The 20,393-nt window shown below is 70.7% G+C and carries 19 protein-coding genes and 1 pseudogene; 10 read left to right on the top strand and 10 right to left on the bottom strand.

Annotation, left to right across the window (positions count from 1 at the left end; genetic code table 11):
• Positions 1-415: 415 nt before the first annotated feature.
• Both OG975_RS20295 and OG975_RS20290 read left to right on the top strand, forming a co-directional pair.
• Positions 416-1,087 (top strand): TetR family transcriptional regulator, encoded by a 672-nt coding sequence (locus tag OG975_RS20295; RefSeq protein ID WP_406330703.1) that lies wholly within the window; start codon positions 416-418, stop codon positions 1,085-1,087.
• Positions 1,084-1,851: a glucose 1-dehydrogenase gene (locus tag OG975_RS20290; protein ID WP_406330702.1), complete on the top strand. Its 768-nt coding sequence runs from the start codon at positions 1,084-1,086 to the stop codon at positions 1,849-1,851. The genes OG975_RS20295 and OG975_RS20290 overlap by 4 nt, the downstream gene beginning before the upstream one ends.
• Here the strand turns inward: OG975_RS20290 and OG975_RS20285 are convergent.
• Positions 1,829-2,884, bottom strand: coding sequence for a helix-turn-helix transcriptional regulator (locus OG975_RS20285; protein WP_406330701.1), 1,056 nt, complete (start codon positions 2,882-2,884; stop codon positions 1,829-1,831). The two genes, OG975_RS20290 and OG975_RS20285, sit on opposite strands and share 23 nt — an antisense overlap.
• A gap of 62 nt (positions 2,885-2,946) precedes the next feature.
• On the opposite strand from OG975_RS20285, the gene OG975_RS20280 reads away from it, so the two are divergent.
• From OG975_RS20280 to OG975_RS20260, 5 genes are all read left to right on the top strand, one after another.
• A complete protein-coding gene (locus OG975_RS20280) occupies positions 2,947-4,503 on the top strand; it encodes an MFS transporter (RefSeq protein ID WP_406330700.1) in 1,557 nt (518 codons plus the stop codon).
• Between the two features lie 191 nt (positions 4,504-4,694).
• Positions 4,695-5,456 (top strand): DeoR/GlpR family DNA-binding transcription regulator, encoded by a 762-nt coding sequence (locus tag OG975_RS20275; protein WP_327429406.1) that lies wholly within the window; start codon positions 4,695-4,697, stop codon positions 5,454-5,456.
• A 52-nt stretch (positions 5,457-5,508) separates the two neighbouring features.
• Positions 5,509-6,462, top strand: coding sequence for a 1-phosphofructokinase (pfkB, locus tag OG975_RS20270; protein ID WP_406330699.1), 954 nt, complete (start codon positions 5,509-5,511; stop codon positions 6,460-6,462).
• Between the two features lie 475 nt (positions 6,463-6,937).
• Positions 6,938-9,034 carry a fructose-specific PTS transporter subunit EIIC gene (locus tag OG975_RS20265; protein ID WP_406330698.1) on the top strand — a complete coding sequence of 699 codons (2,097 nt, stop codon included), beginning with the start codon at positions 6,938-6,940 and terminating at the stop codon, positions 9,032-9,034.
• A gap of 108 nt (positions 9,035-9,142) precedes the next feature.
• Entirely contained in the window at positions 9,143-9,400 is a 258-nt protein-coding gene (locus OG975_RS20260; protein WP_406330696.1) for a hypothetical protein, read from the top strand.
• A gap of 295 nt (positions 9,401-9,695) precedes the next feature.
• Here OG975_RS20260 and OG975_RS20255 read toward each other — a convergent pair whose 3' ends face one another.
• The 4 genes from OG975_RS20255 to OG975_RS20240 form a co-directional block, all read right to left on the bottom strand.
• Positions 9,696-10,445, bottom strand: a complete 750-nt coding sequence (locus OG975_RS20255; RefSeq protein WP_327429402.1) for a DUF6227 family protein — start codon at positions 10,443-10,445, stop codon at positions 9,696-9,698.
• Between the two features lie 157 nt (positions 10,446-10,602).
• Positions 10,603-11,823: an Ig-like domain-containing protein gene (locus tag OG975_RS20250; protein ID WP_406330695.1), complete on the bottom strand. Its 1,221-nt coding sequence runs from the start codon at positions 11,821-11,823 to the stop codon at positions 10,603-10,605.
• Positions 11,824-11,953: 130 nt separating this feature from the next.
• Complete coding sequence (locus OG975_RS20245) at positions 11,954-12,982, bottom strand: P1 family peptidase (RefSeq protein ID WP_406330694.1); 1,029 nt, start codon at positions 12,980-12,982, stop codon at positions 11,954-11,956.
• A gap of 130 nt (positions 12,983-13,112) precedes the next feature.
• On the bottom strand, positions 13,113-14,336 hold the full coding sequence (locus tag OG975_RS20240; protein ID WP_406330693.1) for a low temperature requirement protein A: 1,224 nt from the start codon (positions 14,334-14,336) through the stop codon (positions 13,113-13,115).
• A 228-nt stretch (positions 14,337-14,564) separates the two neighbouring features.
• Between OG975_RS20240 and OG975_RS20235 the strand changes: the two are divergent.
• The 3 genes and pseudogenes from OG975_RS20235 to OG975_RS20225 form a co-directional block, all read left to right on the top strand.
• A pseudogene (locus OG975_RS20235) lies at positions 14,565-15,518 on the top strand (pyruvate formate lyase family protein); the annotation flags it as partial.
• Positions 15,454-16,074: a hypothetical protein gene (locus OG975_RS20230; RefSeq protein WP_406336791.1), complete on the top strand. Its 621-nt coding sequence runs from the start codon at positions 15,454-15,456 to the stop codon at positions 16,072-16,074. The pseudogene OG975_RS20235 and the gene OG975_RS20230, both read left to right, overlap by 65 nt.
• Before the next feature lie 40 nt (positions 16,075-16,114).
• Positions 16,115-16,297 (top strand): hypothetical protein, encoded by a 183-nt coding sequence (locus OG975_RS20225; RefSeq protein WP_406330692.1) that lies wholly within the window; start codon positions 16,115-16,117, stop codon positions 16,295-16,297.
• A 43-nt stretch (positions 16,298-16,340) separates the two neighbouring features.
• Here OG975_RS20225 and mscL read toward each other — a convergent pair whose 3' ends face one another.
• The 5 genes from mscL to OG975_RS20200 form a co-directional block, all read right to left on the bottom strand.
• Positions 16,341-16,823 carry a large conductance mechanosensitive channel protein MscL gene (gene mscL, locus OG975_RS20220; RefSeq protein WP_406330691.1) on the bottom strand — a complete coding sequence of 161 codons (483 nt, stop codon included), beginning with the start codon at positions 16,821-16,823 and terminating at the stop codon, positions 16,341-16,343.
• A gap of 111 nt (positions 16,824-16,934) precedes the next feature.
• On the bottom strand, positions 16,935-17,462 hold the full coding sequence (locus OG975_RS20215) for a hypothetical protein (protein ID WP_406330689.1): 528 nt from the start codon (positions 17,460-17,462) through the stop codon (positions 16,935-16,937).
• A gap of 143 nt (positions 17,463-17,605) precedes the next feature.
• Positions 17,606-18,484, bottom strand: a complete 879-nt coding sequence (locus OG975_RS20210; RefSeq protein WP_406330688.1) for an S-methyl-5'-thioadenosine phosphorylase — start codon at positions 18,482-18,484, stop codon at positions 17,606-17,608.
• Positions 18,485-18,573: 89 nt separating this feature from the next.
• Entirely contained in the window at positions 18,574-18,882 is a 309-nt protein-coding gene (locus tag OG975_RS20205; protein ID WP_381260491.1) for an FmdB family zinc ribbon protein, read from the bottom strand.
• Positions 18,883-18,950: 68 nt separating this feature from the next.
• Complete coding sequence (locus OG975_RS20200; protein WP_406330686.1) at positions 18,951-20,213, bottom strand: MFS transporter; 1,263 nt, start codon at positions 20,211-20,213, stop codon at positions 18,951-18,953.
• Positions 20,214-20,393 lie beyond the last annotated feature (180 nt).

Here is a 20,393-nt window from a genome sequence, read left to right as displayed (position 1 = left end):
GCTGTGACATCTGCGGCTCCGCCGCGGGGCGCGACCAGCCCCCACCGTCCCGCGGCAAAAGAACTCACCCGGGGTCCAGGGGCGAAGCCCCTGGCAGGGTCGAAGGGGCGGACCACGCGGGCCGGGGGCCAGCGGCACAACCCACCCGCGGCGGAGCCCACCCGCGACGGTTTCCGCGCAGGTCATTGTCGGGCCACCCCGAACCTGAACCCCGGGGTGACCCGAATGGCAGATTCTGCCACAGGGGCATAACCTGCCGTCCGTGACCGGTACCGAACGCGTGGTGCGCACCTCCGCAGGCCGAGCGGCGCCTGCCTCAGCCCCAACCTCTGCCCCAGCCCCAGCCCCTGGCTCCGCCAACGGCACCCCCCGTACTGTTCCTTCGCTGACCGAGCGACGCAAGGCGGCCACCCGCATGGACATCTCCCGGGCGGCAGCGGGGCTCTTCATGCGCAACGGCCTGCGCGCCACCCGTGCCGAGGACATCGCCCGGGCGGCCGGGGTCGCGCCACGCACCTTCTACCGGTACTTCGCGACCAAGGAGGAATCCCTCGGCCCCGTATTCGCCGCCGGCAGCCAGAAGTGGGCCGAGGCCGTCCGCGACGCCCCGGCCCAACTGCCGGTACCCGAAGCCCTCCGCCACGCGATCGTCGCCACCTTGACCCCGGGCGTCGGTGTCAGACCCGAGTCCCTGGACTGGGTCCGCGCCCTCCTCCGCCTGGCCGAGGCGAACCCGGCCCTGCTGAGGGTGTGGGGCGAGGCATGCCAGACGGCGGAGCGGACGCTGGCGGGGGTGCTGGCGGCGAGGGCGGTGGCCGCGAGTGAGGTGGCGACGAGTGAGGTGGCGACGAGGGCGGCGACGAGTGCGGTGGCGACGACGGAAGCTTCGCCCGTCCCTTTGCCCACCCCTTCCCCCACCCCATCCCCCAAGCTCCGCCTCACCGCCGCCACAGCCAGCGCAGCGGTCCGCGTCGCGGTGGAAGCCTGGGCCGCCACGGACGACGCGGCCGACGGACCGGACGGCCCCGTCGCGCTCGCGCTGCGCCATCTCGAAGCCCTTCGCGGCTTTCCCTGGAGTGCCGAATGAGCAACGACCTGACCGGAAAGACCGTCCTGATCAGCGGCGGCGCCCGCGGCATCGGCGCCGAGATCGCCCGTACCGCCGTCGCCGCCGGAGCGAACGTCGTGCTCGGCGACGTACTGGCGGAGGAAGGCCAGTCCCTGGCGGGGGAGTTGGGCGACGCCGCCCGCTTCATACGCCTCGACGTGACGGACGAGACCGCCTGGCAGCGGGCCGCGGCCTTCGCGCGGACGCAGTTCGGCGGCATCGAGGGGCTGGTGAACAACGCCGGTATCGCCACAGGCCAGTTACTGGAGACCGAGACCGTGGACCACTTCCGTCAGGTCCTCGACGTCAACCTCACCGGCGTCTTCATCGGCATGAAGACCGTGATCCCGGCGATGCGGGACAACGGCGGCGGCTCCATCGTCAACATCTCCTCCATGGCGGGCCTCACCGCCGTCGCCACCACGTCCAGCTACGGCGCCTCCAAGTGGGGCGTACGCGGCCTGACCAAGGTCGCCGCGGTGGAGCTCGGCACGGCGAAGGTCCGCGTCAACTCCGTCCACCCGGGCGTGACGTACACGCCGATGACCGCGAACATCGGCATCCAGCAGGGCGACGGCCACTTCCCGAACAGCCCCATGGGGCGGGTCGGCGAGACCCACGAGATTGCGAAGGCCGTCGTCTTCCTGCTCTCCGACGACTCCGCGTATGTCACCGGCGCCGAACTCGCCGTGGACGGCGGCTGGTCGGCGGGCCCGACGGTCAAGTACGTGACGGGCCAGTGAGGCCGGCGTCCCCCGAGTCGCCGCCCTCCACCGAACCTCCGCTCTCCGCGGAACCGCCGCTCTCCGCCGAACCGCCCCCCGCTCGCGTCAGACGCTCACCCAAGTCCCGTACATAACCCACCAGTTCAGCGGGTTCCCGCACCACGAACTCGCAGTCGACCATCGCGATCCGCACCGCCAGCCACTCCACGGAGTCGCCGGCGGAGGAACGCAGCCGGCAACTGTGCTCGTCGATCGGCTCGGGCGCGCCCAGCCAGGCGGGCAGACGCGCCGCGACGAACTCGGCGGGCGCGGCGAACGTGACGTCGAACGCGTACGTCTCCTGCCGCCGGAACATCGACTGCCGCAGAAACTCCGCCGCGCTCCCCGTCGGCAGCTCACGCGGCGTGAACCGCGCTCCCGTCGCGTGCGGCTCGGCGACCCGGTCGACGCGGAACGTACGCCAGTCCTCGCGATCGAGGTCGTATGCGACGAGGTACCAGCGGCGGCCGGTGGAGACGAGCCGGTACGGCTCGGTCAGCCGCCGCGACGGCGTCCCGTCCCCGGAGCGGTACGCGAACCGCAGCCGCTCCCGCCCGGCGACGCACGACGCCATCACGGTCAGCGTCTCGGGCGCGATAGTCGCCCCGTCCCCGCTGGTCAGCGGGGTGGTCGCGGCCTGGAGGGTGGACACCCGGTGGCGCAGCCGGGACGGCAGCACCTGCTCCAGCTTGGCGAGCGCCCGTACGGACGCCTCGTCCACGCCCTCGACGGCGTGCCCGGCGCCGGCCCGCAGCCCCACCGCGATCGCCACGGCCTCCTCGTCGTCGAGCACGAGCGGCGGCATCGCCTTCCCCGCCACCAGCCGGTACCCGCCGTCGGACCCCTTGGTCGCCTGCACCGGATAGCCCAGCTCCCGGAGCCGGTCGATGTCCCGGCGGACCGTACGACGGGACACCCCGAGCCGCTCGGAGAGCTCACCGCCGGGCCATTCGCGGGGCGTCTGGAGGAGGGAGAGGAGCTGGAGAAGCCGGGCCGGCGTATCCGTTGTCATGTTTTCCAGGGTGCCGCACATCTAGGACACGATCTGACCTAATGGGGCCTTAGCTTTGCTGCATGACCTCCACCGAGACCACTCGTAACAGCTTGGCCGCGGCCGCCGTGGCCGACCGGCGGCGCTGGTTCGCCCTCGCCATCGTCATGACCGCGGCCTTCATGGACCTGGTCGACGTGACGATCGTCAACATCGCCATCCCGTCGATCCAGCGGGACGCGGGCGCTTCGTTCAGCCAGATCCAGTGGATCACGGCGGGCTACGCGCTGGCCTTCGCCGCCGGGCTCATCACCGGCGGGCGGCTCGGCGACATCCACGGCCGCAAGCGCGTCTTCCTCATCGGCATAGCCGGCTTCACGGTCGCGTCGGCGCTGTGCGGCTTCGCCGCGAACCCGGAGATGCTCGTCGCCTCGCGCATCCTCCAGGGCGGGATGGCCGCGCTGATGGTGCCGCAGGTGCTGTCGATCGTGCACGCCACCTTCCCGGCGCACGAGCGGGGCAAGGTCTTCGGTCTCTTCGGCGCGATCGTCGGCCTGGGGGCCGTGTCCGGTCCCCTCCTCGGCGCGCTGCTCACCGAGTGGAACCTCTTCGGCCTGGAGTGGCGGCCGATCTTCCTCATCAACCTGCCGGTGGGTGTCGCCGCGCTGATCCTGGGCCGCCGGTTCATCAGCGAGTCCAAGGCCCCGCGCGCCCTCAAGCTCGACCTCGTCGGCGTCACCCTCGTCATCCTCGGCCTGCTGATGCTGCTCTACCCGCTGACCCGCGGCCGTGAGCTGGGCTGGCCGCTGTGGGGGTACGTGTCGATGGCCGGCTCCCTCGTCGTCTTCGCGGCGCTGGTGGCGTACGAGAAGCGGAAGACGGCGCGGGACGGTTCGCCGCTGATCGAGCTGTCGCTGTTCAAGGTGACGAGCTTCGCGGCGGGCATCGCCGTACAGACCGTCTTCGGCGTCGCGCTCGGCATCTTCTTCCTGGTCTGGACGCTGTACATGCAGACCGGGCTGGGCTGGAGCCCGCTGCGGGCGGGACTCACCGGGGTGCCGTTCTCGATCGCGGTCTCGGCCGCGGCGGGCATGTCCGTGCAGCTGCTGGTCCCGCGCTTCGGACGCAAGGTGCTCCAGGCGGGCGCCCTGCTCATGGGGCTCGGCGTGCTCCTCTACATCTGGGAGTCCGACCGGTACGGCATGTCCATCGCCTCCTGGCAGATGGCGCTTCCGCTGGTGGTCATGGGCGCGGGCATGGGCTTCATCGTGGCCCCGCTGACGGACGCGGTGCTGTCGGAGGTCCCGCGTGAGCACTCCGGTTCGGCGTCCGGGCTCATCAACACCGTGCAGCAGATGGGCAACGCGCTGGGGCTCGGGCTGGTGTCGGTCCTCTTCTTCGGCCAGATCGGCGACCGGCTGACCCGGGACCAGGTCGGCCCCGCCTTCGTCAATGCCTTCCAGTACGCGCTGGGCTGGGTCGCGGCGGTGATGGCGGTCATCTTCCTGCTGATGTTCGCCCTGCCGAAGCGGCCGACGCAGCACGCGGAGGGTGCGGGCGAGGGTGAAGGTGCGGGTGCGGGTGCGCCGGAGGCGACCAAGGAGGAGGAGGGCGAGGAGGAGCCGGTGCTGGTTTCCTGATCCGGTGAAACGACGGTGGGGGCAGACCGCTCATGCGGCCTGCCCCCACCGTCGTTTCACCCTCCGCCCCTGCCAAGCATGCGAAGCCCGTTTGTGCCCACATCGGGCCCGAACCTGTTTACTTTCCGGAAATCCGGGCGTAGCCTCCGAGTGAAACCACAGGTTCGGGCATCAGTCGGAGGCGAACGGACATGTACGCACCGGAGCGGCAGCAGGAGATCCTCCGGCTCGCCCGTGACGGCGGCAGGGTGGACGTGCTCTCCCTGGCCGAGGAGTTCCAGGTCACCGCGGAGACCATCCGCCGGGACCTGAAGGCCCTGGACCGCGCGGGTCTCGTACGCCGTGTGCACGGTGGTGCGATTCCGGCCGGGCGCCTGGACTTCGAGCCCGATCTCGCCGAGCGCGAGTCCACCGCGGCCGACCAGAAGGACCGCATCGCCGAGGCCGCGGTCGCCGAACTGCCCCACGACGGCACGGTGATCCTGGACGCCGGCTCGACCGTCTCCCGGCTCGCCGCGGCGCTCCCGCTGGAAGCGACGCTCACCGTCGTCACCCACAGCCTTCCGATCGCCGCCCGCCTCGCGGACCACCCCGGCATCCAACTCCATCTGGTCGGGGGGCGCGTACGACACCGCACGCGCGCCGCCGTGGACGCCTGGGCGCTCCGCGCGTACAGCGAGATCCGCGCCGATGTCCTCTTCATCGCGGCCAACGGATTCTCCCCCTCCTACGGACTGACCACCCCCGACCTCGCCGAGGCCGCCGTCAAGCGCGCGACCATGCGCGCCGCGCGCCGCGTGGTGCTCCTCGCCGACTCCTCCAAGAACGGCCAGGAACACTTCGCCCGCTTCGGCGACCTGAGCGATGTGGACCTGCTGATCACCGACCGCGGGCTGAGCCCCGAAGACGTCTCCGCCATCGAGCGCGGCGGCACCGAAGTGCTGTGTGTGTAGGACGCGACACGCAAGTGCCGTGTCCTGAGAACGTGTTGAGAAACGAGTGCGCATGATCCTCACCGTCACCCCCAACCCCTCCCTCGACCGTACGTACGAGGTCCCGTCGCTCGACCGCGGCGAGGTCATCCGGGCCACCGGCGAACGCATGGACCCGGGCGGCAAGGGCGTGAACGTCTCGCGCGCGGTCGCGGCCGCCGGGCAGCGCACGGTCGCCGTCCTGCCCCTGGGTGGTGCGCCCGGCGCACTCGTCGCCGACCTGCTCGACGCGCAGGGCATCGAGGTCGCGCCGGTCCCGGTCGCCGGAGCCACCCGCTCGAACATCTCGGTCGCCGAACCCGACGGCACCCTGACGAAGATCAACGCGCCCGGACCCGAACTCTCCGCCGCTGAGGCCGAACTCCTCCTGGAGACAGTCCGCAAGCAGTACCGCTCCGGCGACACCCACTGGATCACCTGCTGCGGCAGCCTGCCGCGCGGGCTCGCGCCCTCCTGGTACGCCGATCTGGTCGCGCGGGCGCACGCGGCGGGCGCCCGGATCGCACTCGACACCTCCGGTCCGGCGCTTCTCGCGGCGCTGCGCGAGCGGCCCGACGTGGTGAAGCCCAACGCCGAGGAGCTCGCGGAAGCCGTCGGGCGCCCCCTCGCCACGGTGGGTGACGCGGTGAAGGCGGCCGAGGAGTTGCGCGAGCTGGGCGCGCGCGCCGTCCTCGCGAGCCTGGGCGCCGACGGGCAGCTGCTCGTGGACGGCGCGGGCGCCTGGTTCGGCAGCGCGCGCGTGGATGCCGTACGCAGCAACGTGGGCGCCGGCGACTCCTCCCTCGCCGGCTTCCTGATCGCCGGCGGCAACGGCCCCGAGGCCCTCGCCTCCGCCGTCGCCCACGGCGCCGCGGCCGTCCAACTCCCCGGCAGCGTGATGCCGGGCCCGGCCGACCTCGACCCCTCCGCCGTGACGGTCACGTCGGACATACCGGTGGATCTCGTACTGACGGAGCCCGTGTCATGAACACCGGATCACGCCGCAACGGCGCACACGGCTCGCATCTCCCCGGCGCGCGTGGATCACGTCACGACGGCGCGTCCGGCTCACGTCACGACGGCGCGTGCGGTTCACGTCACGACGGCGCGTGCGGCTCGTTTCGTGGCGGCGCGCGTGGCTCACTTCACTACGGCTTGTGCGCCGCGCACGCCGGATCGCGTACGGGTCTTGCGAGCCCGGCGGCCCGCCCGTCCCGTACGCCCCCTGAACAGGCCCTGAAGCGGCGGGGCCTCCCCTTCCCCGCCGCAGCCATACGGAGGCGGGGTCTCCCCGATCCCGCCGCCGAGGAGAGGCGGGGTTTCCCCGGCCCCGCCTCTTCGACTCACCTCACCCCTGTCCCCTCTGCCCTATCGGCCCTACCTGCCCCATCTGAGCGCAACACCCCCGTCCCCACCCTCGCCCACCACTTCCCCCGGGCGATACGCGTGCGAAGGAGCCCGCGATGAGCGAGATGATCACCGCGGACCTGGTCGACCTCGACCTGTCCGCCGATACGAAGGAAGCGGCGGCGCGCGCCCTCGCCGAGCGCATGGTCGCCAAGGGTCGGGTCACCGACCTCGACGGCTTCCTCGCCGACGTGGCCGCCCGCGAAGCCCAGATGCCGACCGGCCTGGACGGCGGCATCGGCATCCCGCACTGCCGAAGCGAACACGTCACCGAGCCGACGCTCGCCTTCGGACGCAGCGCGGCCGGGATCGACTTCGGCGCGCCGGACGGGCCCGCCGACCTGATCTTCCTGATCGCCGCCCCGGCCGGCGCGGACGACGCCCACCTCACGATCCTGTCGTCCCTCGCACGCCAGCTGATGAACGCCGAGTTCACGTCCGCGCTGCGGGCCGTGGACGACGCGGCGGCCGCGTCCGCGCTCATCCGCGGGGACGAGCCCCCGGCGCCCGCGGGCGCCCCCGAGAACGCCGTGGCGGAGTCGAATGCGGCGGCCTCCGCCGACTCCGCCACGGACGGCGCGGCCCCGGTGCCGGGTGCGACCGTCGAGGACGGACCCGCCCCGGCGCCGGGCGCCACCGATGGTGGTCAGCCGTTCCGCATCGTCGCCGTCACCTCCTGCCCCACCGGCATCGCACACACCTACATGGCTGCCGAGTCGCTGGAGAACGCGGGCCGCGAGGCAGGCGTAGAGGTGGTCGTCGAGACGCAGGGCTCGGCCGGCTTCACCCGGCTCGACCCGGCGGTCATCGCGGCCGCGGACGGCGTGATCTTCGCCCACGACGTGCCCGTACGGGACAAGGACCGCTTCGCCGGCAAGCCGACCGTCGACGTCGGCGTGAAGGCGGGCATCAACAAGCCCACCGAGCTGATCGCGCAGGTGCGCGACAAGGCCGCACGCGGCGAGGTCAGCGCGGGCGCCGCGCCCGGCACACCGGTGGAGCGCGCCGGTGAGTCCGGCGAGGGCTACGGCACCAAGCTCCGCAAGTGGCTGATGTCCGGCGTCAGTTACATGGTCCCGTTCGTCGCCGCGGGCGGTCTCCTCATCGCCCTCGGGTTCGCGATCGGCGGCTACAAGATCAACAAGGCGCCGTCGGTCATGGACCACTTCCTGTGGACCCAGATGGACAGCTGGGGCGCGCTGTTCTTCCAGATCGGCGTCGTCTCCTTCGGCTTCCTCGTCCCGGTCCTGGCCGGCTACATCGCCTACGGCATGGCGGACCGGCCAGGCCTCGTGCCCGGCTTCGTCGGCGGCGCGATCTCCCTCACCATCAACGCGGGCTTCCTCGGCGGTCTGGCCGCCGGTCTCATCGCCGGTGGCGTGGTGATCGGGATCCAGAAGGTCAAGATCCCGGCGGCCTTGCGCGGCATCATGCCGGTGGTGGTGATCCCACTGATCTCCGCGGCGATCGTCGGGTTCCTGATGTTCGTGGTGATCGGCAAGCCCATCGCCTCCGCCCAGAAGGGCATGACCGACTGGCTCAACGGCCTCACCGGCACCAACGCCGTCCTCCTCGGCATGCTCCTCGGCCTGATGATGTGCTTCGACCTCGGCGGCCCGGTCAACAAGGTCGCGTACACCTTCGCCACCGCCGGTATCGCCGTCGCGAGCCCCAGTGACTCGGCGATGAAGATCATGGCGGCCGTGATGGCGGCGGGCATGGTCCCGCCCCTGGCCATGGCCCTCGCGACGACCGTGCGCGGCAAGCTCTTCACCCAGACCGAGCGCGAGAACGGCAAGGCGGCCTGGGTCCTCGGCGCCTCCTTCATCTCGGAGGGCGCGATCCCGTTCGCGGCAGCCGACCCCCTGCGCGTCATCCCCTCCGCCATGGTGGGCGGCGCGGTCACCGGCGCCCTGTCGATGGCCTTCGGCGCCACCCTGCGCGCCCCGCACGGCGGAATCTTCGTGGTCCCGCTGATCGGCAACCCCTTCCTCTACCTGATCGCCATCGCCGCGGGCGTCTGCGTCACCACGGCTCTGGTCGTCACCCTGAAGGGCCTGCGCAAGCAGGCACCCGAGGGCGGCGCCACCACGGCAGCGGCCGACGCTCCGATATCCACCATGGTCGAGTCGAAGGAGCCCGTCGCGGCCTGAATGGCCAACCCTCTGCCCCTTTAGGGCACCTGTGAGTTGTTCACCGCATCTGCGAGATGCGTCACGGTCCGGGACCAAGGTCCCGGACCGTGGTGTCTACTGGAGCGCATGCCTGAGCACGTGTCGATCCTCCAGCTGGTAGGCGTGGCCGCACTCGCCCTGGCGACCGTCATCTGGGTCGTCGGCCTGGTGCGCCTCCTGCGCCGCGACCGCTTCGAGGTCGCGGTATGGCGCCATGGCGACATGCTCCGGAGCATTCCCCACCAGCGCCAGTCGGGCCCCGTCGCGGAGTCCGTCGAACTCACCCCCGAGGAACACGCAGCCTTCGCGGGCCTGGTACGCCAGTTCAGCGACAGCCGCCCGTAGCCTGCGCCCGGCGCTCAAGCCCGGCGCTCAAGCCCGGCGCTCAAGCCCGGCGCTCAAGCCCGGCGCTCAAGCCCGGCGCTCAAGACTGGCGCCCCGCTCAGCCAGTGCGCTGCCCACAACTGGCGGGTTGCTCGTGGCCGGCCGCCGCACGCGCGAGTCTCACCCCGCTGCCCTGGCGCGTGCAAGGCCACGGGCGCCGGGGCGAGTGTGCAAAGTCCCGCGCCCCGGGCGTACCCGGAGCCGCGTGCGCCGGTGTCGACCGAGGCGCGCCGGTGTCGAACGAGGCGCCCCGATGTCAGCCGAGGCGCGCCGCGCGCCGTTCCATCGCGTCCCGCGCGGCGTCCTCCGTCGCGTAGACCTCGCACATGTGGCGTCGGTCCGGCGTCGCCGTGTGCTCGACCTCCCACAGGGAGATCTCCCGCCCGTCGCGCAGCAGGAACGCGTGCTCGTAGAGCGAGAAGCACAGCCCCGCCTGACCGGCGCGGCAAGGGCGGCCGAAGGCCTGGGTGATCTGGTGGGCGAACGCCTCGCACAGCAGGAGCGACGTGATGTCGGCCCCCGGCCGGTCCGGGTTCTCCGCCCGTCGCAGGAGCCGGCGCGCGTGGTCCGCCGAGTCGTCGGGCACGTAGGCGTGGCGCGGCTCGGGGATCGGCGACAGCTGGACGAGCACCGGCAGTTCGAAGTCCGGGGCGTCCGGCGGCAGCGGGAGCCGGGCCGTGGCGGCGCGCAGCTCCTCCTCGTCGACGTACACCTCGTGCTGCGGGTCCCTGCCGGGCGCCGTGTTGTGCACGAGCTCCCACAGCGTGACCGCCGAGCCGTCGGCGAGCAGCCACGTGTGCCGATACGTCTCGCGGTGCAGCCCCGCGCTGTGGTGCGCGGAGTGCAGCGAACTGTCGTGCGCCAGCGCGCAGTCGAGTCGCCGTATCGTCTCGTCGGGCAGCTCGAAGGAGTTCAGGGCGCGACCGAGGAGTCGCGCGAGATGCTCCTCCGGAGACTCGGGCGACTCGGGTGGTTCGTACGCTGCTGTCTCGTACGGAACGCTCAAGGTTTCTCCCGGCGTTGCTGCATGTCACCTTGTGGGTGCATACCGTAGCCCCTCGGTCGGACATCATGTCCGCGAACCGAGAAAACGTACGGACGGAAAACGGGCGGGCCGCGCGGCAAGTTCCCACGCGGCCCGCACAGGAGTCAAAAGGTCCTCGTCAGACGGCACTTCCCGCGGTCCACGCGCTCCACGACATGTTCCAGCCGTTGAGCCCGTTGTCCGGCGAGACCGTCTTGTCGGGCGAGTTCTTGACCGTCACGACGTCCCCGATGAGGGAGTTGTCGTAGAACCACTTGGCGGTCGTGTCCCCCTGGGCGCCCTGCACGTCGGCGAGTCCCACGCAGCCGTGGCTGGCGCCTTCCCGGCCGAAGGGCGGATTCCCTCGGTTGTACCAGTAGTTGCCGTGGATGAACGTCCCCGACGACGTCAGGCGCATCGCGTGCGGGACATCCGGGATGTCGTACTCGCCGCCGTAACCGACCGTCGAGCCGTTCATCCGCGTCTGGACGAACTTCTCCGAGATCACCATCTGCCCGTTGTACGTGGTGTGCTGCGGACTGCCGGCCGAGATCGGGACCGTCTTGAGGGTCTTGCCGTCCCGCACGACCGTCATGGTCTGCGTGTTGACGTCGACAGTGGAGACCTGGGAGCGCCCGATGGTGAAGGTGACCGTCTTCTTCTGCACTCCGAAGACGCCGTTCGTGCCCTCTACCCCGTCAAGGTCGATCTTCATCGTGACCTTGGAGCCGGCCTTCCAGTACTCCTCGGGCCGGAAGTCGAGCCGCTGCGCCCCGAACCAGTGCCCCACCACCTGCTGCCCGCTGCTGGAGGAGACCGTGATGTGCGACTGGACGGCCTTCTTGTTGCTGATCGTCTTGTCGAAGGTGAAGGAGACCGGCATGCCGACACCGACGGTGGTGCCGTTGTCGGGCGTGTACGTACCGATGAAGCTGTTGCTCGAAGAGACCGTGGTGAAGATGGAGTTGGCTGCCGACGTCCGCCCGCTCGCATCCTTCGCCGTGACCGAAATCTGGTACTTCGTTCCCCGCTCCAGCTGCTCCTTCGGCTTCCAGGAGCCGCCGTTCGCGGATATCGCCCCGGATACGGCAGTCCCGGTCCCGGCCACCGTCATCTTCACGTCGGTCAGCTTGCCGTCGCTGACCTTCACTCCGGTCGCATTGATCGACGCGCCCGTCGAACCGTCCTTGGCCGAGATGACGATCTTCGCCGTGGACGTCTTCGCCGCGTTCTTGCCGTCCTTGCCGCTCTTGCTGTCGGCATTGGCGTTGCCGCCGCAGGCGGTGAGGGTGAGGGCGCCGACCATCAGGGCGGCACAGGCCCCCAGTGCGCGCCGCGCTGTTGTGTCCGGCGTTGTCACGGGCTGCTCCCAGTTCTCATGATGTGCGTGATCCGCTCCAGTGCGTGGAGAAAGAGCGAGCCGCGGTGAGAAGGGTTCCCGTGACCCGCACCGAACGGCATCACGTGACAGAACCGGGACAATCGCCCAACTAGTGGCCCCCGTAGAGCTCCTCGTACGACGGCCACACCCCGCCCGGCCCGTCCACCGACTCGGCCGCGCGCACGGCCCGCACGATCGCGCGCGTCACCAGGTCCGCGCCCGCCGCGAGGATCTCGTTGAGCGCCAGGGGGCTCTCGGTGGCGAGCGCCCGGGCGCCCGTGGCCAGAGCGAACACCGTGTCCCCGTCGTTCAGCAGATGCACCGGCCGCACCGCGCGCGCGATGCCGTCGTGCGCCGTCCCCGCCAGCTTCTGCGCCTGCGCGCGCGTCAGATCGGCGTCAGTGGCGACAACGGCGAGCGTGGTGTTCAGCGGGGGAGGAGCATTCTTCGCGGCCGCCTCTGCGAGCCGCCGCTGCGCCGCCTCGTGCACCTCGGCCGCCGGGAGCGTCGTACGTCCCCGCAGCAACTCGCCGTACAGCGCCCCCGTTTCCGGTTCCACCGCCGAACCCGCCGCGTTGGCCACCACCAGCGCCGCCACCGTGATGCCGGACTCCAGCACGGCGCTCGCCGTCCCGACTCCGCCCTTGAACCGGCCGACCGCCGCCCCCGTACCGGCGCCCACGCACCCCTCGCGCACCGGCGCGCCCGGCTCACTCGCATCGGCCGCCTCGACCGCGGCCCGTCCCGTGGACGCGTCCGGCCTGGCCCGGAAGTCTCCGCCGCGCCCCAGATCGAAGACGCAGGCAGCAGGCACGACCGGCACGACGTGCGCCGGGTCGGGACCCACCCGTACCCCGCGCCCCCGCTCCTCCAGCCACGCCATCACGCCCGACGCCGAGTCCAGCCCGTACGCGCTGCCGCCGGTCAGCACGACCGCCTCGACCTTCTGCACGAGGTTGCGCGGATCCAGCGCGTCGGTCTCCTTGGTTCCGGGGCCGCCGCCACGTACGTCGACGGCCGCGATCGCACCGCCCGGAGGGGCGAGCACCACGGTGGTGCCAGTGAGCCAACCGTCGCCGGAACGCGTCGCGTGCCCCACTCGCAGGCCCGCGACATCTGTCAGAGCGTCAACTGTCATGCCCCCCAGTGTTCCTTGGTCGTGCGCTTCAGCAGCCGCACGCCTCAGTAGCCGCAGAGCTCGGGAGGCGCACGCAGCGCACAGGGCGCGTGGGGGTGCACGGCTCCTTCCTGCGAGCTCCCGCACCTTCCTATGCAGGCCCCGCTCCCTCCCTCACGACCATCCGCGCCGTCAACGTCACCCCGACCGCCACCGCCAGCGCCGAGACGATGCCCGCCGCGAGCACCGCCCAGTTGCCCAGGAACGTGCACAGGATGACCAGCAACGCGGTGGTCGGCAGGACGAGCTGCTGCGCGATGCCCACCTTGAAGTGGCGGGAGTGCAGTACCCACACGGTGAGGAAGTACAGCGCGGTCGGCAGCGTCACCGCGGCGGACGCCGCGAGCGTCGAGATGTGCGCCTTGCCGACCGCCTGCTCGACCGCGACCTCCAGGCCCGCACCGATCGCGGCCGCCGAGGCGAAGATCAGGTAGTGGCCGTACCCCCACAGGAACGCCTGCGCGTTGGACCGCAGATGCCCGTGGATCGGCACAACGAAGTAGATCCACCAGGCGGAGAAGACGATCAGCAGCCCGCCCGCGGCGATCGGCAGCAGCTCGCCCAGCGCGTCGTGCTCATCCACGGCCGACTTCACGGCGACCGTGGCCGCGGCGATCGTCTCGCCCAGCACGATGATCGTGAACAGGCCGTACCGCTCGGAGATGTGGTGCGGATGCCAGGAGGTGGTGAAGTCCTTCTCCGCGAACACCGGGACGCACAGCTCGGCGACCGCCACCACCAGGAACACCCACGGGCGGCCGGACTCCGGCAGGAGCACCAGCCCCAGCCAGCCGATCTGGCACAGCAGTACGCCGCCCGCGTACCGCAGCGCCATGGTTCTCTCGGCCCCCTCGGTGGAGCGCGCCACCCGCAGCCACTGCGCGATCATTGCGAACCGCATGATCGCGTAGCCGAGCCAGACGACCACGAAATCGTGGTCCTCGAACGCCCGCGACACCCCGGCCGCGAGCACCAGCACACCGCCGATCTGCACGAGCGTGACGACCCGGTAGAGCGCGTCGTCGTTGTCGTACGCCGAGGCGAACCAGGTGAAGTTCATCCAGGCCCACCAGATCGCGAAGAAGACCATCGCGTAGTTGAGGATGCCCTCACCCGCGTGCCCCTCGGTCACGGCGTGCACCAGCTGGATGCCCGCCTGGGCGATGGCCACGACGAAACACAGGTCGAAGAAGAGCTCCAGCGGCGACGCGACCCGGTGCGTCTCGTCGCGACCGCGAGCGGTCATTCTGCGCAGCACACCGCGGCCGGCGGGCCGTGGCGTCGCAGCCGGTTCGGAAGTGGAACTGGACGTCATACGGCCAAGCACAGCAGAAAAGTCCCGGAAATTCTTGTGAATGCGTTCACAAGCGCCCCTGGGTCGAAGGTCCCGAAGGGATGACCAGGTCAGACGGACCAAGGGGAGCCGAGCCCGTCGGGCAGGAGGACCTTCGGTCTCCGATCGGGGACCAATGCGGCCGGTCAGCCCCTCACTCCGGGCGTGCAATGGAGGAGAAGCGAAAGAGCGAGGCGGAAGGTGCGCGCGATGACTGCCACTCCTGCGGAAAAGACGGCCGGCGCTCCCGCGGAGGCGCGGGCCTGGGACGGTTTCGAGGGCGGGCTGTGGCGGGACGCCATCGACGTCCGTGACTTCGTCCAGCGGAACTACACCCCGTACGAGGGCGACGGTTCCTTCCTCGCCGGCCCCACCGAACGCACCACCGAGGTCTGGAACAAGCTCCTCGCGATGTTCCCCACCGAGATCGAGCGCGGCATCCACGACGTCGACGTGAAGACCCCGTCCCGCATCGACGCCTTTGCGCCCGGATACATCGACCCCGGCCTCGACCTCATCGTCGGTCTCCAGACCGACGCCCCGCTCAAGCGCGCCATCATGCCCAACGGTGGCTGGCGGATGGTCGAGGGCGCCCTGAACGCCTACGGCTACGAGGCCGACCCCGAGGTCCGTGACATCTACACCCACCTGCGCAAGACCCACAACGACGGTGTCTTCGACGCGTACACCGCTGAGATCCGCGCCTGCCGCTCCTCCGGCATCATCACCGGGCTGCCCGATGCCTACGGCCGCGGTCGCATCATCGGCGACTACCGCCGCGTCGCCCTCTACGGTGTCGACCGCCTCATCGCCGCCAAGCAGGCCGACAAGGACCTCCTCGCCGCCGAGTGGCCGACTGAGCGTGTCATTCAGGAACGCGAGGAAGTCTCCGAGCAGATCCGGGCCCTCGCCGAACTCGAGTCCATGGCCCGCTCCTACGGATACGACATCTCCGGGCCCGCCACCACCGGCCGCGAGGCCGTCCAGTGGCTGTACTTCGCCTACCTCGCCGCCGTCAAGGAACAGAACGGCGCCGCCATGTCGATCGGCCGCATCGACGCCTTCCTCGACATCTACCTCCAGCAAGCACAACTGGCTCATGACCTGGCTCTACGTCGGCACCTTCGGCTCGTTCATCGGCTTCGCCGCCGCCCTGCCGATGCTGATCAAGAACAACTTCGCCGACCAGGGCTACCAGGCCACCACCTACGCCTGGATCGGCCCCTTCATCGGCGCCCTCATGCGCTGGGCGGGCGGCTGGCTCTCCGACAAGATCGGCGGGGCCCGGGTGACCCTGGTGTCGTTCGTCGGCATGGCCGCGTCGCTGGTCGTGGTGATCAGCGCACTGCCGTCCGGCAGCGACCAGGGCAGCTTCTGGGCCTTCTACGTCGGCTTCCTGTGCGCGTTCGCCTTCTCCGGCGTCGGCAACGGCTCGACCTTCCGCCAGATCCCGGTGATCTTCCGGGACCAGCATCTGAAGCAGGCCGAGGGCCAGAGCCTGCAGGCGCAACAGGCCGCGCTCAAGCAGGCCGAGATGGAAGCGGGAGCGGTGAGTGGCTTCTCCGCGGCGATCGCCGCCTACGGCTTCTTCTTCATCCCCGCGATGTTCGCCAACATCTCCGTCACCAGCGCGCTGTGGCTGTTCATCGGCTTCTACGCGACGTGCCTCGTCGTCTGCTGGTGGTTCTACGCCCGCCCCGGCGCCGAGGCCCCCAGCTGAGCCGGGTCGGGCCGCCACCCCCTCGGCGTACCCTGGAGGCATGAGTACCGCCCCCGCCCCCGAACCGCGCGATCCGAAGTCGGCGCTGGTCTTCGACGACCCGCTGAGCCAGCAGTCCTCGGACGACACGGACCGCGGGTGGGGCGAGCGGGCCGACACCAGCAGCGACAGCGCGGCCGACCTGAAGCGCTTCCTCGACGAGAAGCCGCCCCACCACCTCTGAGCCAGATCCCCGAGCCTCTGGGCCCCGGCCCAGAGGCTCGCCGTCACTCCTGGCTGTGCCCCGAACCGCGCTGCGCCACGAGGGCGTCGCGGATCTCCTTCAGCACCTCCAGCTCGGACACCTCGATGACCTCCTGCGTGCCTTCCTTCGCCTTCTGCCGGGCTGCCTGCGCCGCCAGGTACTTGGACATCGGCAGGACCATCAGGAAGTAGACGACGGCTGCCGTGATCACGAACGTGAGTGTCGCGCTGAGGACCGTGCCCCACAGGATGGGGATGCCGCTCGTGGCCGTGCCCGTCGCCTCGTCGAACTTGCACGGCGACTTCAGACACGAGCTGTACTTGTCGAGGTCCTTGGTCCCGAACGCGCCCACCAGCGGGCTGATGACGCCCTTCACCACCGAGTTGACGATGTTGGTGAAGGCCGCGCCGATGACCACCGCGACGGCCAGATCGACGACGTTGCCACGCATCAGAAAGGCCTTGAAGCCTTCCCAGACGCCGGGTTGCTTCTTCTCGCTCGCCAAGAGGCCCCTCTGCACAAGTTGTGGAACAAACAGCTCCGCAACCTACGGCAGGGCATGCCGGGCCTGTCCAATTCGGTAGCTCGATCGAGGGACTTGACACCGATTCGTCATTCAGCACAGCGTCACCGCCAGCCGTGAGGTGGCGCTCGCGCCGGCCAGCCGTGCCGCCGTGGCCCGCGGGACGGCGAGGACGACCAGCGCCCCGGTCTCGGTGGCGCTGACGTCCGGCACGTCGGTGACCCGTGCCCCGGCCGCGACCACCCGTGCCTCGCCGCCGCTGTCCGCAGCGACGACATCGACCCGGTCACCCGGACGCAACAGCCGCACCGTGGCGCCGTCGGAGATCCGCACCGGCGCCGCCACCGTCTCGACGGCGCGCCGCTCGCGCACAGGAGAGGACGCAGTGGTGGAGGCTGCCGGCGGATGTCCCCGCGTCCGCTCAGCGTCACGTGGGCCCGCCGCCACGAGGGCCGCCGCCGTGACCGCGAGCCCCGCGGCCACGGCCCGCCTCCTGTGCCGCGCGAGGCGCCGCAGTTGATACCGCCCGCCGCGCACGCGTACGGGAGCGAAGTGCGGCACCTCGCATGTCGGCGGCGCGTCCGCGCCGGGTGGGCGTACGAGAGGGGAGAGCTGAGCCATGGTGACCACCACCTGCCACGAGAGATCGGTTTGCGATCCCACGATGAGGCGTCGCGGCGAAGTCCGCTGGAGCCGGTGGACTACTCGCGAGTTGTGGAAAACTCCCTCACCCGAACGGGAAGTTCCCTATGCCCTGGCCGCCGTCACGGCAGCGTGAACCCCGGATCCATCCCGCCCAGCGCCGTCGTGCACAGACAGTCCCGCGTCTCGTTCGCCGGCAGCCCCGCGACCGCGTCGAAGAGCACGCCCCGCAGCCGGTCCACATTCGCAGCGAACACCTTGAACACCTCGTCGTGCGAGACGCCCTCGCCGGTCTCGGCACCCGCGTCGAGGTCGGTGACGAGGGTCAACGACGTGTAGCAGAGCTCCAGTTCGCGGGCGAGCACGGCCTCGGGATGGCCGGTCATGCCCACCACGGACCAACCCTGCGCCTGATGCCAGAGCGATTCGGCACGGGTGGAGAACCGCGGGCCCTCGATCACTACGAGCGTGCCGCCGTCCACCGGCTCCCAGTCCCGACCACGCGCCGCTTCGAGGGCAGCCTTGCGCCCGACGGGGCAGTACGGGTCGGCCAGCGACACATGCACCACGTTCGGCACCGTGCCGTCCGGCAGCGGCATCCCGTCGAAGTACGTCTGCGTCCGCGCCTTCGTACGGTCCACCACCTGGTCCGGCACGAGCAGCGTTCCCGGGCCGTACTGCGCGCGCAGTCCGCCCACCGCGCAGGGCCCGAGGATCTGGCGTGCGCCGACGGAACGCAGCGCCCACAGGTTGGCCCGGTAGTTGATGCGGTGCGGCGGCAGATGGTGGCCACGGCCGTGGCGGGGGAGGAAGGCGACCCGCCGCCCGGCGATCTCGCCGAGGAACAGGGAGTCGCTCGGCGACCCGTAGGGGGTGTCCACCTGTATTTCGGTGACGTCGTCGAGGAAGGAGTAGAAGCCCGAGCCGCCGATGACGCCGATCTCGGCCCTGTCCGTCGTCTGCTCCCCGTCCGGGCTCTGTGGAATCTCCGTGTTCGCCATGGACCGCACCCTAGCCGGGCCGGGGAACGCCGAAGACCCTGCCGTCGTGCGACGGCAGGGTCTTCGGCAAGAACGAGTCCTATGAAGCCTTACGCGGCGGAGCTGCTGGACGAGCCCGTGCCCGACGACTTCGAGTCCGAGGACGACGACGAGGTCGTCGACGACGAGGTCGAAGAAGAGGTCGACGGCTTCGACGAAGCCGGCGAGCTGCTCGACGAGGAGCCGCGGCTGTCGTTGCGGTAGAAGCCGGAGCCCTTGAAGACAATGCCGACGGCCGAGAACACCTTCTTCAGGCGGCCACCGCAGTTGGGGCATTCGGTCAGGGCATCGTCGGTGAACTTCTGCACCGCCTCGAGGCCCTCGCCGCACTCGGTGCACTGGTACTGGTAGGTCGGCACTTGTCTTCCTCCTGGCACTCTCACTCAATGAGTGCTAACGACGGTCCATAGTGACGTATTCCGAGAGATCAGTCCACTGTCACCGGCACTCGGTGACCGACGCCACGTGCGACGGTGCGACTCGGGGCCCGCGTCGCCAGCCGTGACCGCAGGGCCACCAGGGTCACCAGAGCCAGTGCCGTACCGGCCATCGGCACCAGGAAACCGGCACCGTCCCACAGGCGGTCCTCCATCTGTCCGGCGACCGTGACGGCCGCCGCCTGGCCGAGCGCGACCGCGCCGGTCAGCCAGGTGAAGGCCTCGGTACGGGCGGCCTGGGGCACCAGGCCCTCGACCAGGGTGTAGCCGGTGATCAGGGCCGGAGCGATGCACATGCCGACCAGGAGACCGATCCCGGCGAGCACGACCACGGAGTGGGCGGCCCACAGCCCGGAGGCGGTGAGCGCCAGGGCGGCGTACCCGAGGACGAGTCGTCGCTGCGGGGCCACCTTCCAGGCGATGGCGCCGCAGACGATGCCGGAGAGCATGTTGCCCGCGGCGAAGACGCCGTACAGGACGCCGTTCAGTCCAGGCTCGCCGATCGACTCGCTGAACGCGGCGAGGGAGACCTGCATGCCGCCGAAGACGGAGCCGATGCCCAGGAAGGTGACGATCAGAACGCGCACTCCGGGGACCCGCAGAGCGGAACCGCGCTCCACGCGTGCGTGGCCGTCGAAAGCGACGGAGGGCTGCGTGCTCTTCTGCGCGGCGAAGAGGAGGCCGCCGATCAGGGTCAGCGCCGCCTCGGTGAGCAGGCCCGCGGCCGGGTTCACGGCCGTGCACAGCGCCGTGGCGAGCAGGGGGCCGAACACGAAGGTCAGCTCGTCCGTGACGGACTCGAAGGCCGCGGCGGTGGTCATCAGGGGCGAGCCCTGCAGCTTCACGCCCCAGCGGGCGCGCACCATGGGGCCGATCTGCGGCACCGAGGCGCCGGTCGGCACGGCGGCGACGAAAAGGGCCCACAAGGGGGCGTCCGCCAGTGCGAGCGCCGTCAAGGAGAGGCCCGACAGGGCGTGCACCAGGACGCCGGGCAGCAGGACGGCCCGCTGCCCGAGGCGGTCGGCGAGGCGCCCCGTGAAGGGCGCGAACAGTGCCATGGAGACACCGGTGACGGCGGCGACGGCGCCGGCAGTCCCGTACGAGCCGGTGGTGTGCTGCACGAGCAGCACGATGGAGATGGTGAGCATCGCGAACGGCTGGCGTGCGGCGAAGCCGGGAAGCAGGAACGTCCAGGCGCCGCGGGTGCGCAGCAGCTGTCCGTATCCAGGGCGGGAGGTGACCGTGGATGCCACGGCCCGTGCCTTTCTGCCGCCTGGTAGCGCGCCCGTGCGGGGGCGCCGAGAGCTGTCCTCTTGCGCGGAACTGCGGTAGATACCGGCGCCCACTGCGGGGAGAGCGTCACGGCCGCCATACGGTCGGCGCCAGCTCTGCGTCAGGCAGAGTTGGTTCGATCAAGGTGTGCCTTCATCGTA

This window comes from Streptomyces sp. NBC_00203 (assembly GCF_045206325.1).
In the GTDB taxonomy this organism is placed as follows: Bacteria; Actinomycetota; Actinomycetes; order Streptomycetales; family Streptomycetaceae; genus Streptomyces; species Streptomyces lutosisoli.
Note: the sequence above shows the minus strand (reverse complement) of the source record. Positions and strands in the feature narration are given on the sequence as shown.

What these genes read in the sequence shown, in the direction of transcription:
- OG975_RS20295 (WP_406330703.1), top strand. Translation starts at nt 416, where the DNA reads ATGGACATCTCCCGGGCGGCAGCGGGGCTCTTCATGCGCAACGGCCTG.
- OG975_RS20290 (WP_406330702.1), top strand. Translation starts at nt 1,084, where the DNA reads ATGAGCAACGACCTGACCGGAAAGACCGTCCTGATCAGCGGCGGCGCC.
- OG975_RS20285 (WP_406330701.1), bottom strand. Translation starts at nt 2,884, where the DNA reads ATGACAACGGATACGCCGGCCCGGCTTCTCCAGCTCCTCTCCCTCCTC.
- OG975_RS20280 (WP_406330700.1), top strand. Translation starts at nt 2,947, where the DNA reads ATGACCTCCACCGAGACCACTCGTAACAGCTTGGCCGCGGCCGCCGTG.
- OG975_RS20275 (WP_327429406.1), top strand. Translation starts at nt 4,695, where the DNA reads ATGTACGCACCGGAGCGGCAGCAGGAGATCCTCCGGCTCGCCCGTGAC.
- pfkB (WP_406330699.1), top strand. Translation starts at nt 5,509, where the DNA reads ATGATCCTCACCGTCACCCCCAACCCCTCCCTCGACCGTACGTACGAG.
- OG975_RS20265 (WP_406330698.1), top strand. Translation starts at nt 6,938, where the DNA reads ATGAGCGAGATGATCACCGCGGACCTGGTCGACCTCGACCTGTCCGCC.
- OG975_RS20260 (WP_406330696.1), top strand. Translation starts at nt 9,143, where the DNA reads ATGCCTGAGCACGTGTCGATCCTCCAGCTGGTAGGCGTGGCCGCACTC.
- OG975_RS20245 (WP_406330694.1), bottom strand. Translation starts at nt 12,982, where the DNA reads ATGACAGTTGACGCTCTGACAGATGTCGCGGGCCTGCGAGTGGGGCAC.
- OG975_RS20240 (WP_406330693.1), bottom strand. Translation starts at nt 14,336, where the DNA reads ATGACGTCCAGTTCCACTTCCGAACCGGCTGCGACGCCACGGCCCGCC.
- OG975_RS20230 (WP_406336791.1), top strand. Translation starts at nt 15,454, where the DNA reads ATGACCTGGCTCTACGTCGGCACCTTCGGCTCGTTCATCGGCTTCGCC.
- OG975_RS20225 (WP_406330692.1), top strand. Translation starts at nt 16,115, where the DNA reads ATGAGTACCGCCCCCGCCCCCGAACCGCGCGATCCGAAGTCGGCGCTG.
- OG975_RS20215 (WP_406330689.1), bottom strand. Translation starts at nt 17,462, where the DNA reads ATGGCTCAGCTCTCCCCTCTCGTACGCCCACCCGGCGCGGACGCGCCG.
- OG975_RS20210 (WP_406330688.1), bottom strand. Translation starts at nt 18,484, where the DNA reads ATGGCGAACACGGAGATTCCACAGAGCCCGGACGGGGAGCAGACGACG.